Origin of the sequence: Paenibacillus sp. FSL R7-0189 (assembly GCF_037969925.1) — a bacterium.
GTDB lineage: Bacteria > Bacillota > Bacilli > Paenibacillales > Paenibacillaceae > Paenibacillus_AQ > Paenibacillus_AQ odorifer.
Map to the genome: position 1 here is coordinate 3,899,538 of NZ_CP150223.1, position 14,389 is coordinate 3,913,926.

The 14,389-nt window shown below is 44.4% G+C and carries 13 protein-coding genes; 9 read left to right on the forward strand and 4 right to left on the reverse strand.

The features are described 5' to 3' along the window. Positions 1-6 precede the first annotated feature (6 nt). Positions 7-1,143, forward strand: coding sequence for a tRNA guanosine(34) transglycosylase Tgt (gene tgt / locus MKY63_RS16930; RefSeq protein WP_036677666.1), 1,137 nt, complete (start codon positions 7-9; stop codon positions 1,141-1,143). A 50-nt stretch (positions 1,144-1,193) separates the two neighbouring features. Further along, positions 1,194-1,514, forward strand: coding sequence for a preprotein translocase subunit YajC (yajC, locus tag MKY63_RS16935; protein ID WP_036677664.1), 321 nt, complete (start codon positions 1,194-1,196; stop codon positions 1,512-1,514). Positions 1,515-1,610: 96 nt separating this feature from the next. Here yajC and MKY63_RS16940 read toward each other — a convergent pair whose 3' ends face one another. Next, positions 1,611-2,450 (reverse strand): phosphatase PAP2 family protein, encoded by an 840-nt coding sequence (locus MKY63_RS16940; RefSeq protein ID WP_254924631.1) that lies wholly within the window; start codon positions 2,448-2,450, stop codon positions 1,611-1,613. 94 nt (positions 2,451-2,544) lie between these two features. Continuing rightward, positions 2,545-2,937, reverse strand: coding sequence for a TIGR04086 family membrane protein (locus MKY63_RS16945; protein WP_036677660.1), 393 nt, complete (start codon positions 2,935-2,937; stop codon positions 2,545-2,547). 226 nt (positions 2,938-3,163) lie between these two features. Here MKY63_RS16945 and MKY63_RS16950 point away from each other — a divergent pair, with 226 nt between their 5' ends. Further along, a complete protein-coding gene (locus MKY63_RS16950) occupies positions 3,164-3,928 on the forward strand; it encodes a DUF421 domain-containing protein (RefSeq protein ID WP_036677658.1) in 765 nt (254 codons plus the stop codon). Positions 3,929-3,932: 4 nt separating this feature from the next. Here the strand turns inward: MKY63_RS16950 and spoVB are convergent, their stop codons facing one another. Then, positions 3,933-5,531: a stage V sporulation protein B gene (gene spoVB / locus MKY63_RS16955; protein WP_076272392.1), complete on the reverse strand. Its 1,599-nt coding sequence runs from the start codon at positions 5,529-5,531 to the stop codon at positions 3,933-3,935. Between the two features lie 247 nt (positions 5,532-5,778). On the opposite strand from spoVB, the gene MKY63_RS16960 reads away from it, so the two are divergent. The 6 genes from MKY63_RS16960 (at position 5,779) to MKY63_RS16985 (ending at position 12,532) form a co-directional block, all read left to right on the forward strand. Continuing rightward, positions 5,779-5,979, forward strand: a complete 201-nt coding sequence (locus MKY63_RS16960) for a post-transcriptional regulator (protein ID WP_232061546.1) — start codon at positions 5,779-5,781, stop codon at positions 5,977-5,979. A gap of 221 nt (positions 5,980-6,200) precedes the next feature. Continuing rightward, on the forward strand, positions 6,201-7,451 hold the full coding sequence (secD, locus tag MKY63_RS16965; RefSeq protein WP_036677653.1) for a protein translocase subunit SecD: 1,251 nt from the start codon (positions 6,201-6,203) through the stop codon (positions 7,449-7,451). Beyond that, positions 7,441-8,343: a protein translocase subunit SecF gene (gene secF / locus MKY63_RS16970; protein ID WP_052097271.1), complete on the forward strand. Its 903-nt coding sequence runs from the start codon at positions 7,441-7,443 to the stop codon at positions 8,341-8,343. The genes secD and secF overlap by 11 nt, the downstream gene beginning before the upstream one ends. Before the next feature lie 143 nt (positions 8,344-8,486). After that, positions 8,487-9,437 (forward strand): cation diffusion facilitator family transporter, encoded by a 951-nt coding sequence (locus MKY63_RS16975; protein ID WP_036677651.1) that lies wholly within the window; start codon positions 8,487-8,489, stop codon positions 9,435-9,437. A 29-nt stretch (positions 9,438-9,466) separates the two neighbouring features. Beyond that, positions 9,467-11,869: a single-stranded-DNA-specific exonuclease RecJ gene (gene recJ, locus MKY63_RS16980; protein WP_038572989.1), complete on the forward strand. Its 2,403-nt coding sequence runs from the start codon at positions 9,467-9,469 to the stop codon at positions 11,867-11,869. Between the two features lie 144 nt (positions 11,870-12,013). After that, positions 12,014-12,532: an adenine phosphoribosyltransferase gene (locus MKY63_RS16985; RefSeq protein WP_036677647.1), complete on the forward strand. Its 519-nt coding sequence runs from the start codon at positions 12,014-12,016 to the stop codon at positions 12,530-12,532. A gap of 242 nt (positions 12,533-12,774) precedes the next feature. On the opposite strand, the gene uraA is transcribed toward MKY63_RS16985, so the two are convergent. Next, complete coding sequence (uraA, locus tag MKY63_RS16990; protein WP_036677645.1) at positions 12,775-14,088, reverse strand: uracil permease; 1,314 nt, start codon at positions 14,086-14,088, stop codon at positions 12,775-12,777. Positions 14,089-14,389: the final 301 nt, after the last annotated feature.

Genomic DNA, 14,389 nt, shown 5'->3' on the forward strand with positions numbered 1-14,389 from the left:
TAACTTATGGCAGCAATTACTTATGAGCACATCAAAACGTGCAAACAATCCGGAGCCAGACTTGGAAGAGTCCACACTCCACATGGTGTGATTGAGACACCAGCATTTATGCCAGTCGGCACACAAGCTACAGTCAAGACTATGAGTCCTGAAGAGCTGAAAGAGATGGATGCCCATATTATTTTGAGCAATACTTACCATCTGTTTCTAAGACCAGGCCATGATATTGTTCGTGAAGCTGGTGGACTGCACAAGTTCATGAACTGGGATCGTCCGATTCTGACAGACAGCGGCGGGTTTCAAGTATTCTCGTTAAGCGACATGCGCAAGATTACGGAAGAAGGAGTTCATTTCCGTTCCCATCTAAATGGGGATAAGAAATTCCTGTCTCCGGAAGTAGCGATGGAGGTTCAGAACTCCCTGGGTTCAGATATAATGATGGCATTTGATGAATGTCCTCCATTCCCGGCTGAGTATGATTATGTGAAAAAATCACTGGAGCGCACCACGCGCTGGGCAGAACGTTGCCTGAAAAGTCATGCTCGTCCTAACGATCAGGGTCTTTTTGCTATTGTGCAAGGGGGCATGTATGAAGATCTGCGCCGTCAGAGCGCGGCTGATTTGACTTCCATGGATTTCCCGGGGTATGCTATTGGGGGGCTCAGCGTCGGAGAGTCCAAGCAGCTAATGTATGAAGTGCTGGATTATACAGTTCCCCTGCTGCCACAAGGCAAACCTCGCTATTTGATGGGCGTGGGTTCACCGGATGCGCTGCTGGAAGGATCAATCCGAGGAGTGGACATGTTCGACTGTGTCTTGCCTACTCGTATTGCCCGTAATGGAACAACGATGACCAGTCAGGGAAGACTCGTTGTACGCAACGCTAAGTATGCCCGTGATTTTGGGCCGCTTGATCCGGAGTGCAATTGCTATACATGCCGGAATTATTCCCGCGCTTATTTGCGCCATCTAATCAAAGCCGATGAAACCTTCGGACTTAGATTGACGACATACCACAATTTGCACTTCTTGTTGGATTTAATGCGTAAAGTGCGTGAAGCCATCAAGGAAGATCGGCTGCTTGATTTTCGCGATGAGTTTTTTGCCAAATACGGATTATATGATAATCTTAAAGGCTTTTAGGGTTTGATTTATGAGTCATGCTTTAATGTACTTTGAAAGGGGGGAGAAATATGATTCAATCGTTTCAATATGCAACTGGCGCAGGTGGTGGAGGTAGCATACTAGGCCTGGTAGGTCCCTTTGTCCTTATGTTTGTAGTATTCTACTTCTTGCTGATTCGTCCGCAACAAAAGAAGACCAAAACTCGTAACGCAATGTTGAAAGCTCTGAAAAAGGGCGATAAAATCGTTACTATTGGAGGACTTCACGGTACGATCATGGAGATTTCCGATGATATCGTGGTTCTGCGGGTCAACGATGTAACTAAGCTGACTTTTGATCGCGGTTCCATCAGCCACGCTGTGGCTACGGATGTCGAAGAGAAAGTATAGACTTGTTATTTAAGTACATAAAAAGCGGTGTCTTCTCATTGGAGAGGACACCGCTTTTTTGATCTTCAAGGTTATTGAGATTTAGCAGCTTTAACTTTAACGTACATTTGTTACGCGGCTCGGAACGGTAAGCGATTCTTCACGTCCCCGCAAAGTTAATTTGGCGAGTTGAACGCCAACTGTAGAGGCTAGTACAGCTAGCAAGGTTCCACCAATCATATCTGTAAGCCAATGAATGCCCAGATAGAAGATTCCAAAGACGATTACAACTGCGGAAATACTAGTGATGACCATCCAGCGCCGGTTCCCTGAACGGAAGGCCAGAAGTGCCATTGTAACAGATATGGACGTATGTAGACTCGGGAAGCAGTTATTTAGACCGGATAGCGGTCTATATTCCTGTTCAAATTTCGGAAATACATCCAGCATAGTAAATTTGACGCCTGCCGGCAGATAGGACCAAACCTCGTTTACCGGGAAGTAAAGATAGAATGGAATCGCCAAGGCATAGTTGATAATAATAGCATAACAGGTTGCGTATAACATCACCCGGTTTTTATCTAACAGATATACCCCTAATGAAGCTGCTAGAACGGATTGAAGCATGAAAATGTAGAAAAAGACGATGATCGGTGTTAACCATGGACTGTAGAATATATCCTGAACGGCTTGGACAAAATGACCCTCTAGGCCAAATATAAACGGCGTATAATCAGAGGTAAGATGCATTTTTTGTTCAATTTGCAGTTCATATTTATTTATGGCTAATACGCCAAACATTCCTGCAATCAGCAACAAAAACTTATAAGATCGCAGCATCTCTTTCCCAATTTCAACCAATGCCATGATTGGATTACGTTTAGAGCCAATCCATACTAATATCACTACTAATGCAACTGTGTACAAAACAATATGGTTCATTGATTGGTAAAACAAAGCAATCGAAGCCTCCTTGATCTCTTAATGAAGTCAGATGATCACAGTTTAACATATTTTCAAGGAATGTTTCGAATTTAATGGAATTATAATTTTAGCTTTTTTGTAAATTAACGCCAAACATTCCGCCGAGAGCGCCAATTGCTGCAGCTGCGAGAACCCATAGCAGATCTACGCCAGATGGTGCGCTATCCAGTGCCAAAAAACCGATTAACAGAACGATAATCCCATAAAATGCTCCTGTAAGACTTCCTTGATACCAGCCTTTGCTCGTGGCTCTGCGACCGGCGGTTAGTCCTCCGAATGCTGCAGCTATGCCGTGTACAATGTATGTGTACATTGAGAGATCCTGCTCCTTCAGACTGCTGCCCCATAACAAAAGAGAGAGGACAAACGCACCCATCAGCATCCAAAGGAATGATCGACATAGGCCAGATAACACAGGATTGGCTATTCTCCACGAGAACATGCGCCGGATTAAATACATGGTACAACCTCCTAAAGTTTTTTTGAGAAAAAAGAATCAACATAGTTATTATTCATTGTATGGGATGGCTTGCCCCAATAGTACAAGAAAGGGCATTGCAGCCTTTTTACCATTAATTAATATGCCGGCTTCCGAATGTTCCCTGCACAGAGCGGTCAGAATAGGGTTACATTAATCCACCCGAGGAAACAAGTCTGCGGGTGAGAATGGAGGGGAGCGAAGCTATATGTTCCAGCATATCTCTACCCATATTTTCTTGACCGTGCTGATGTATTTCTTCATATTCCTGTGTATGCGCATCATGGGGAAGAGGGAAATAGGTAAGCTGTCTGTATTTGATTTAACGATCTCCATCATGATTGCCGAGATTGCTGTATTTGTGCTTGAGGATATCAATCGGCCGATCTATGAAGGAGTCGTTCCGATGGCAACATTGGTGTTGATACAGGTAATTGTGGCTCAACTCAGTCTTAAGAGCAGAAAGCTCAGACTTTTAATGGACGGCAAACCGAGCATACTCATTTCTGGAGGCAAGCTGCACCGGGGCGAAATGCGTAGGCAGAGATATAATATTGATGATCTTCTGCAGCAATTGCGTGGACAGAACATCGCCAGTCCTGCTGACGTGGAATTTGCGATCCTGGAGCCTAGTGGACAGCTAACCGTATTCGAGAAAGAGAAGGGGAGTTCATCCTCTAACCAATCAGGCAATAGCAGTGCAGCTGCTGAGCATAAAAAGAGTGACGATAATAAAGGGAACAAGAACCGTAAGATAGAACTGCCGAAGAATAAGATCAGGTATGAAGGACTTCCAATCCCTCTGATTATGGATGGAAAGGTGCAGGATCAGAATTTAGAGATGATTGGAAAAACCAGATTTTGGCTAAGAACTCAAATTCGCCAAAAGGGAGTATCTGATTTCAAAGATGTATTTCTATGCTCCATAGATCATAAGGGCAGAATTTATGTCGACCGTTTGGACAACAGATAACCTTTTAGAGCCTGCGTTTGATAAACGGCAGACGGTCCAAATCACGCAGTGAGATAAGGCCAGCTAACAGACTGATTCCAAAATACAGGACCATTCCTATCGCAGAGGCAAATAAAAATTGAATCCATTGTACATCTGCAATGGGAATGGAAGTGTATATATAATGCACGCCCGCTCCCATAATGAGCATTGCACATAAGGTTTTTATGGTTTCGGTTACTCTTAAAGATAATGATATGAGACTGACTACACTGTATCCGTGTAGTAACGTAACCAAAATGCTGTTCACAATAATGGCTATGATAGCGCCGTAAATTCCATATTCAGGTTGGGATGCCAGTATTACAATCAGAATGATTTTGACTACTGCTCCAATCAAGGTGTTGATGAGGGCCCTGCCCGGTCGATCCATAGCTTGCAGCGCAGCTTGTAAGGGAGCTTGAACATAGATGAACAAGGCGAACGGAGCCATAAGCTTCAGCATAGGGGCTGTATCCGCGTTGCCATATAACAAATTGCAAAGCGGGACCGCCAGGATATACATAAGAACAGCAAATGGGGCACCTGTTACCAGCGCAAGCCGCAACGCTTGATGCATACGCTTGTGAATGGTAGGCAAGTCCTTTCTTGCGGCAGCTTCTGATATGGAAGGAACCAGAGATACAGCAAGTGACGAGGTCAGTGCCCCGGGCAGCAGCAATAAGGGAATAACCATCCCTTGTAAAGACCCGTACTGGGCTGTAGCGGCAGCAGTGGCTATACCTGCCAAGGCGAGACTGCGCACTGTAATAATAGATTCCAGCAGATATGAAAAAGAGCCCACAAGCCGACTTGCTGTAACGGGAATGGATATGCCTAATAAGCGCCGTAATATGGGGATGTTGGCTTTCACACCATCTGGATCAGAAGGGATAACCTCTGACTCAAGAACGGGTTGCTCTGGAGTCGGATTTGTCTGCTTTTTATCTTTTTTAGTAATGACATAATATTGCCACAGAATCGCTAACATTCCGCCAATTTCTCCTACCGTCACACCTAACATCGCTCCAGCCGCCGCCATAGCAATACCCTTGGGAAGCAACAACCAGGAGAACCAGAGCATAAAGAATATTCGAACTAAAGATTCGAAGATGGAGGAGAGCGCCGATGGAATCATGTTTTGCTTTCCTTGGAAATAACCACGGTAGATTGCAGATACGGCGACGATCCCAATCATTGGGATCATGGCAATAAACGTATAATAAACTCTATGGTCTGTTAAGATAACATTAGAGACCCATGAGGCGCTTATCATAGCAACCAATGTAAAGAAGATTGCAAGTCCAACACTAAGGGCAAGTCCAGTACGTAAAATCAGCCGTGATTTTTCTGGCCGATTCTCTCCTTCTGCTTCCGCTACCATCTTGGCTATCGCCAGTGGAATCCCGCCTGTTATCACAGTAACCAGCACGAGAAAAAAAGGATATGCGAGCTGATACAGTCCCACACCTTCTGCTCCGATAATACGTGGTAAAGCAATCCGGGGAATAAATCCAAGCATCCGATTAATGATGCCGGCGGCTAGCAAGATTAAAGTTCCTTGTATAAAGCTCTGTTTCTTCAAAGGTCACGCCTTCTTCCCAAAATGAAATAAAACGCTGGCGAACTTGTCTATTCTTATGGATATGCTATACCCCTATCTCGGCATGCCTTGTTTTAGTAGCTTTAACTTTTTGTGACGGAAGAAGGAAAGCGAAGAACAAGAGTCGAATATCTATGGTGAGCATACGAACATGAGCGATCTTTGGAGGTGTCAACACGTGGAATCGGAACAGTGGAATCATGATCAACATAGTGAAGAAATCGAAGCCATGTGCCGCAGCAAAGCTGAAGAATTCCGGCTCCTCGGCTATGAGTATGTAACCAGCAAGGATATCTGGGATTGCATCAGCCGTAATTATGATAAGGAAGGCTTGCCTCCCCTACATAAGCTGGTAAACGACATTTATTCCTTGAAAGCCAATAGTTACATGAATTATTTGACTATTGCGGCCTATCGGGGGTTGAACTGAACAATAAACCACATATTTCTTTTTGCGAACTGCCTGATAAAGCAGTAAAGTAAGAGAATAATAACTCCACATCTCCTATTAAAACGGATGTCTTGCTGATTTATGCAGGGGCGGCCGTTTCTTTGTGTGAGTATAGCTCTATCAATGCTGTGAATTGACGGTCATTTCGCGTGTAGCTATAATAGGAATATTGAGTTAATGAAAGGGGAACTAGCTAGAGCATGAAGAGACTAATGGGCTTTTTTATTACCGTGCTCGTTTTGACAGGCGTAATGGCATTTACTACTCCTGGACTGCTGGACAAGGTTAGACTTGGTCTTGACCTGAAAGGCGGATTTGAGATTTTGTATCATGCTGAGCCTATGGAAGCGGGAGCAGCATTGTCCCGAGCTTCTCTGCTGAAGACAGCGGAAAGCTTAGAAAAACGGGCGAATGCGCTCGGAACAAGTGAACCAGAGGTAACTACTGAAGGTACGGACCGTATCCGTTTGAAAATTGCGGGCGTAACGGATGAAGCCGAGGTTCGTAAAAAAATGAAGGAACCTGCAGTTCTGACTTTCCGTAGTGCTGCTGAAGGTGACGCTGAGGGAACTTACAGCAAAATCGAACTGGTAGGTAGTGATTTTGTTGAAGGTGCTGCAGAAGTTGGACGGGATAACCTGAATCAGCCAATCATCAGCATCAAGATTAAGGACAAGGACAAATTTGCAGAGATTACTAAACGTCTCTTAGGAAAGAATCTCGCGATTTACTTGGATGAGAACAAACTATCTGACCCTACGGTACAAGCAGTACTTACCGATGGCAGTGCTTCTATTTCGGGTAACTATACAATTAAGGAAGCACGTGAACTTGCAGACACTATTAACCTAGGTGCATTGCCACTGAAGCTGACGGAGAAATATTCCCAAAGTGTGGGTGCTACCCTGGGTAAGCAATCGCTTGATCAAACGATTCGAGCAGGTCTGCTGGCTTCTGTGATTATCCTTATTTTTATGATCGGAATGTATCGTTTGCCAGGTCTTTTGGCTAGTTTTGCATTGCTCTTGCATACATGGGCGCTAATTGCGGTCTTCGTCTTCGCAGACTTTACCTTGACACTGCCTGGTATAGCCGCATTTATTCTGGGTATAGGTATGGCGGTCGATGCCAATATCATTACCAACGAACGGATACGGGAAGAAATGCGCAGTGGAAAAAGTATACTGTCCTCCGTTAAAGCAGGGAATAAATCCTCTTTCCGGACAGTAATGGACTCCAATGTGACTACTATTATTGTGGCAGCAGTTATGTTTGCCTTCGGTACAGGTGCGGTCAAAGGCTTTGCATTGGTGCTGATTGTAGAAATCGTGCTGAGTATCGCCACGAATCTTTATTTCTCCCACTGGTTGCTTAGCCAGCTTGTCAAAGCGGGTAAGCTGAACAAACCGAAGAGCTTCGGTGTTAAGGAGAGTGAAATCCGTGCGCTTTAAGAAAGAGCTTGATTTCGTACATTTGAGTAAATATTTCTATATTTTCTCTATCGCATTGACAGTAGCAGGATTGATATTCCTGGCGACATTTGGCCTGAATTACAGCGTTGACTTCAAAGCTGGATCTAATGTGGACATCTCCCTATCCAAGAATTTGAACTTGGATCAGGTTAAGACTGCAACTAGTGCAATCGATGTCGATCATGAACCAACGATTTCGTTTGGTGATCAGCGTGTGAATATTCGCTATGACGAAGTTCTTGATGAGGCTCAAGATGAGGCTCTAAAAGCTGAAATCCTTAAGCTGGATGACAAAGCATCGTTTGAGATTAACACCGTGGACACTGAAATGGCTAAAGAATTGGCACGTAATGCTATTTATGCAGTTCTGATTTCTTGTCTGGGGATTATTATTTATGTAAGTATTCGTTTTGAATGGCGTTTCGCCGTGGCATCGATTGTGGCCTTGCTCCATGATGCCTTTATCGTAGTCGCGCTCTTCTCTATCTTCCGTTTGGAAGTGGATTTGACTTTCATTGTAGCGGTGCTTACGATTATCGGTTATTCCATTAATGATACGATCGTTATTTTTGACCGTATCCGTGAGAATTTACGTTTTGGTAAACAGAAAACTTATGAAGACTTGAAACACCTTGTGAATAAAAGTGTGGCTCAAACGCTTATGCGTTCTCTCTATACCGCATTTACCGTATTTATTGCGGCGTTCTTCCTGTTATTATTCGGAGGCGAGTCGATTAAGATGTTCTCGCTTGCGATGGTAATCGGCTTGCTCTTCGGAGCTTACTCTTCCATCTTTATTGCCAGTCCACTCTGGTTAGTGCTTAAAAAGCGTGAGAAGGTTAAAGTGAAGAGCAGCCCGAATAAAGGTTAGAAGAAATTAGCATCGAAGTTCTACTTTTCTTATACGTTTAAGAAAGCCGCGTCAAATGCGACGCGGCTTTCGAAATCTTTAGGGTCATGTCATGTGTATTGAATCATCATGAGATTACTTGCTATTGGTAAGGAGGGCCTCGTATGAATAAAGAACGATCACCGCAAAGCGAGACGGTTGCTTGGACAGGGATCATTAGCGATGTTACTTTGGCAGTAGCTAAGGGGAGTTTTGGCTATATTTCAGGGAGCAAGGCATTAATGGGGGATGCTTTGTATTCCGGAGCAGACGCAGCAGCCAAACTGGCGGATATTCTTCCGTGGCGCTCTGAGCAAGGGAGAAAGAGTAAGCAACGGATCGAAGAACGGCGGGGCACTAAGGAGCCGCTGTTGGCTATACTTTTTTCGGTATTTATTCTTATGGGGGGACTGCAGATCGCATTCTCTGCAATCCGCGACTTAACGGATGGAAAATCATCTACACACGGACAGCTGGCGTTTGTAACCGTCTTAGTATCTATTGTTTTTAAAGAAGCTGTATTTCAATATCAATATCGCTACTTTAAAAAAATAGGTGATGGCAGTCACGCTGCATATGTTAATAGTCATCGTTTCAGCTTATATACATCTATCACAGTATTAGTCGGAATTTCGTTATCCATGGGTGGCACCTATTGGCATCCTCTATCTTATATGGATCCTATTGCCGCACTCTTAACCGGAGTTTTAATTCTTCGTAAAGGTTATTCACTCATTGCTAGCTCTATTAACACTAAAAATGCGCAGGAGCTTCCTTCGGAGGAAGCCGCTAATTTTATTGAAACGGTGCAACGTGTTCATGGCGTCATTCGCGTAGAACATCTGAAGGCACTTGAGCAAGGGAATTATGTGAATCTTCAAGTGAAGATCAGTGTGAATCCGCGGATTACGGTGATGGAAGCACAGGATATTTCGGAATGCGCTAGGAAGCTGCTGCAGCACCGGTTTGTTCATGTCGGTGAGGTGCATATGGACGTTGTTCCTTATGATCCCGGCTATCCGTACAAAAGCAATTATGAATTGCCGGATAATGATATTCCTACGTTGCTTCAGTAGTTTGCAAGGTGAGAGAAAGGTGAGTTCTATTGCTTTATTCAAAAACAAGATGGCAATCTCCGGCAGCCAATCCCGACACAGTTAGGGATATGGCCCGGAGCCTTTCTATTTCTCCACTCTTATCCTCACTATTAGTAAATAGAGGAATGAACACGCCTCATGAAGCTCTAAGCTTCATGGATGGCAGTGAGGAAGAACAGCATGATCCGTTCCTACTCAAAGGAATGGCTGAAGCGGTTCCTAGAATTAGAAAGGCTTTAAAAGATGAAGAACATATTCTTATTTATGGCGATTATGATGCCGACGGGGTGTCCAGCACAGCACTTATGATTCATCTGCTGCGCTATTTAGGCGCTTCCTTTGATATTTATATCCCACACCGCTCTAATGAGGGTTATGGGCTGCATAATCATGCCCTGGATTGGGCTTTACAGCAAGGTGTCTCCTTAATCATTACAGTAGATACTGGCATTAGCGCTTATCATCAGGTTGCTTACGCTAATGAACTGGGGATCGATGTGATCGTTACGGATCACCATGAACCCCCTGAGCTTTTGCCAGAGGCCTATACGCTTATTAATCCCAAGCTGCCAGACTGCCCTTATCCGTTCAAAGGATTAGCGGGTGTAGGTGTGGCTTATAAGCTTGCTCAGGCTATTCTAGGGGAAGAAACTCCCACAGAATGGGCAGAGATTGCAGCGATAGGAACGGTTGCGGATTTAATGCCGCTGCTTGGCGAAAACCGTGAGATTGTTAGAAATGGCTTGGAAAGTATGCGGCATTCAAGTTTCCCGGGGATTCGTGCCTTACTCGCTGTCAGCGGTGTGAACATGAGCACTGTGAGTGCGGTCAATATCGCTTTTGGCATGGCGCCGCGCATCAATGCCAGTGGTCGCCTGGACCATGCTGGACGGGCTGTGTCCCTCCTCACTACCGAGCATGCGGCTGAGGCAGAGCAGCTAGCTGGAGAGCTGGACCTGCTTAACAAAGAACGCCAATTGGTGGTAGAAAGAATTGTTGTTGAGGCTACTGCCAAGCTGGAGCAGATGACACAGGGTGGCGAAATCCCAGACATCATTGTTCTTGCTGATCATGGCTGGAATGTAGGTGTGGTAGGTATAGTGGCTTCCAAACTGCTGGAGCGTTATTATCGGCCTGTGATCATTCTGGATATACATCCAGAGACCGGAATGTGCAAAGGTTCTGCTCGCTCCATTCCTGGACTTGACATCTACGCTGCACTTTCTTCTTGTTCTGATTTAATGGATCATTTTGGAGGTCATCCAGCCGCTGCGGGAATGAGCCTGCATCGGGATGGATTAGAAGCCTTTGCTGCAGCATTAAACGAATATGCGTCCGGGGTGTTAACGCCAGAGCATTTCGTTCCTGTTGCTTCCGCTGATGCAGAGGTGTCAATCTCAGATTTATCACTGCAGACCGCGTTAGAATTGGAAAGGCTTGCACCATTCGGAATGTCTAATCCGTTGCCGAAGTTTATTATTCGTGGGGCTACCGTGAAAGAGACACGTACAATGGGCCAAGATGGAAAACACCTGAAGATTGTTTTGCAGCAGGGGAAAAACAGCATTGAAGCCTTGGCGTTTGGTAAAGGCGCTTTATCCAGGCTGCTACCGGCGGGTACTACGATCAACGTGTTAGCTGAGCTGTCGATCAATGAATGGAATGGCTCACGCAAATCACAGCTGATGCTGCAGGATTTATCTGTGCAGGATGCTCAGTTATTCGATCTTCGTGGTGCTGCTGACGCCGTACGGCAAGCCGCACATATTAGAGAACTACTTCTTCCTTATAGTGGTGCGGGTCCGTATCGAGCTGCTGCAGTGTTTCAGAACGGACGTAGTACGCCTGCAAGTGAATTGATAGGAATGTCTTTATGGGTATATGATAAAGAAGCTGGCATTAGCGCTGCTGTTAAGGATGAGCCCCTTCAGGAATCAGGGCATGTCTCCCTGTTATGCTTACTGGATATGCCGGAGACTCCTGAACAACTGGATGCGCTGCTCGAAACCTTCCCTAATGCTGATAATATTGCGTTATTGCATTCTATCAAGGATGGCCGAGAACGACTTATTACTCCGACACGGGATCATTTCAAAATACTATATAAACTGTTGGCTTCGATCACCTCAGTTGCAACACCTGAGAACGAAGTTTTGCTGCGGTTAAGCCGCCAGTCCTCGTTAAGTATCCGCATGCTTAACAACATGCTTGATGTGTTTGAGGAGCTTGATTTTATTAAAAGAAGTCAGGGAAGTGTAGCGTTTATTACTCAGCCAGTAGCTAAAAGTCTGACAGCATCGAGTCATTTTGTCCGACTGGGACAGATGGCGGAAATGGAGCAATACTTCATGGAGGGCAGCCTGTCAGAGTTACAGGACTGGATGTTATCGCGTCGTTTAGGCGTATCATAATCCATGCAAATATGAGCTGCTGAGCGTACCCAACGGTGTATAAAAATGCAACGCTCAATATAACAAAACGTATGCTTACGAAGCAAGTTTTGCCGATCTGAATCAAAGCAGCTATGCTAACAAAACTTATAGGAGATGATAAATTTGGATTTTAAAGATAGTATTCGTGTGATTCCTGATTTCCCTAAAGAAGGTATTAGTTTTAAAGATATCACCACATTGCTTAAAGACGGGGAGGCTTACCGCCAAGCGATTGACGCGTTGAAAGCTCTCGTAGCGCACTTGGAAATCGACGTTATCGCTGGACCAGAAGCACGTGGCTTCGTAGTTGGAGCACCTCTTGCTTATGCGATGGGAGTAGGTTTTGTGCCGATTCGTAAAAGCGGCAAGCTTCCATATGAGACTATAGAGGTAGGTTATGATCTTGAGTATGGCAAGGACACACTTGCTGTTCACACGGATGCTATCAAGCCTGGTCAAAAAGTATTGATCGCTGATGATTTATTGGCTACTGGTGGAACCATTGCTACTTCGGTTAACCTTGTAGAACAGCTTGGCGGTAAAGTGGTAGGCGCTGCTTTTCTGATTGAGCTGGTTGAGCTTGCTGGACGTAATAAGCTTTCTGGAGTTGAAGTTCTTTCCTTGGTGAATTACGAGGATTAATCTTGTAAAGTTTGTCTTTTCCCGGGAAATAAACGGGGATTCGGCTCTCGAATTATGCTGAAAAGTGCAAAGACGCAAAGTGTGGAAGTTAAACATTAATTGGAAAATGTAAGATAATAACAGCAGCTGTCTGCCTTTTGGCGGAGAGTTGCTGTTTTGTATCTGAGTCAATAAAAAAAGCTGCCCAAGTCCATAAATGGACGTTGGAGCAGCTTTTTTAAAATTCTATTTTTTATAACCGATTAATGGGCAGTTTTATCACTTTCTCCGCCTTCATTAGACAATCCGAGCACTTCAATGAGTTTGAAGAACAGAGCCAGAACGATACCAACAATTGTAGCCAGCGCCATACCACTTAGTTTAACGTTGCCCATGGTAAGGGTTGTACCACTGATTCCGACAACGAGTACCAACGTAGCCATGATCATGTTAGTAGCTTTGGAAAAATCAACTTTTTGCTCAACGAAAATACGTAATCCGGAAGCCGCAATTACACCGAACAGCAGCAGGGATACACCGCCCATTACAGGGGTTGGAATATTAGCGATAACAGAGGAGAAAGTACCAGAGAATGAAAGCAGAATAGCGATCACCGCTGCGCCGCCGATTACATATACCGAATATACTTTAGTCAACGCCATAACCCCGATATTTTCACCGTAGGTTGTATTTGGAGTAGAACCGATAAAACCGGAGATAATTGTAGATATCCCGTTCCCCATCAGGGAGCGGTCAAGTCCAGGATCTTTAGCCAAGTCTCTGCCAACAATATTGCTTGTTACAAGTAAATGTCCAATATGCTCAACGATAACAACTAATGATACCGGGATAATAGTGAATATTACATTCCAATCAAATGAAGGAGTAACAATGGAAGGATGCGCTAAAAATTTTGCATTAGAGATAGCAGCGGTATCCACCATTTTCAAAATATATGCTAAACCATAACCAGTGACGATACCAATAAGGATGTGAATGATTTTTGGAAAACCGCGGAAGAGTACAGCTCCAATTACAGTTACACCAAGCGTCACCATAGAAAGTGCGATTGTTTTGCCATCTGGCGTCCAGTCTGCAACTGCAACGCCTTCAGGAGCAATAAGTCCTGCCATTCGTGCGGCAACAGGTACAAGTTCAAGTCCGATCGTAGCTACGATAGCTCCCATTACTGCTGGAGGGAAAACAACATCAATCCATTTGGTTCCTGCATAACGAATGATCAATGCCACGAGCACGAATATAATACCAGTGACGATAAAAGCACCCAAAGCAAGCGAGTATCCTTTCATGTGATCATTTGGGTAACGACTGAGTACTGATAATACCGGTGCAATAAAGGCAAAGCTGGAACCAAGGTACGCAGGGATTTTACCGCGACAGATCCAAATGTACAGCAATGTACCGATACCATTCATAAGCAAAATCATTCCAGGGTCGACCCCGAACAAGTTAGGCACTAGCACTGTACTGCCAAACATGGCAAACAAATGCTGGAGACTTAATAGAAAGCCTGGGCCCCATGGAAGTTTTTCGTTAACTTGAATTTCGCGTTGCAATGGAGTTCACTCCTCTTTCTTATCTGATATTATGTTGTCCGGCGAAAATCCGCCTTTACTAGATTAAATAGAACTTGGCTTTTTTACAACAACATTTTCACAAGTGTTATTAATTTGTCCGAATTTAATTACTTTTACTTCTGGAATCCCATGAGATGGCAAGTGTTGACGTAATCCTCCTTAAGCCTCATAATTATAGACAACTTTGAATAAGGGCGTAAGTAAGCTTGGACAAATGAAATGATTGGAACCTGCAGATTTTTGAACAGTTGCGGGTTCATTTTATTATAGAAAGGAATCG

What these genes read in the sequence shown, in the direction of transcription:
- MKY63_RS16950 (WP_036677658.1), top strand. Translation starts at nt 3,164, where the DNA reads ATGTTCCAGCATATCTCTACCCATATTTTCTTGACCGTGCTGATGTAT.
- secD (WP_036677653.1), top strand. Translation starts at nt 6,201, where the DNA reads ATGAAGAGACTAATGGGCTTTTTTATTACCGTGCTCGTTTTGACAGGC.
- MKY63_RS16960 (WP_232061546.1), top strand. Translation starts at nt 5,779, where the DNA reads ATGTGCCGCAGCAAAGCTGAAGAATTCCGGCTCCTCGGCTATGAGTAT.
- tgt (WP_036677666.1), top strand. Translation starts at nt 7, where the DNA reads ATGGCAGCAATTACTTATGAGCACATCAAAACGTGCAAACAATCCGGA.
- MKY63_RS16945 (WP_036677660.1), bottom strand. Translation starts at nt 2,937, where the DNA reads ATGTATTTAATCCGGCGCATGTTCTCGTGGAGAATAGCCAATCCTGTG.
- yajC (WP_036677664.1), top strand. Translation starts at nt 1,194, where the DNA reads ATGATTCAATCGTTTCAATATGCAACTGGCGCAGGTGGTGGAGGTAGC.
- MKY63_RS16975 (WP_036677651.1), top strand. Translation starts at nt 8,487, where the DNA reads ATGAATAAAGAACGATCACCGCAAAGCGAGACGGTTGCTTGGACAGGG.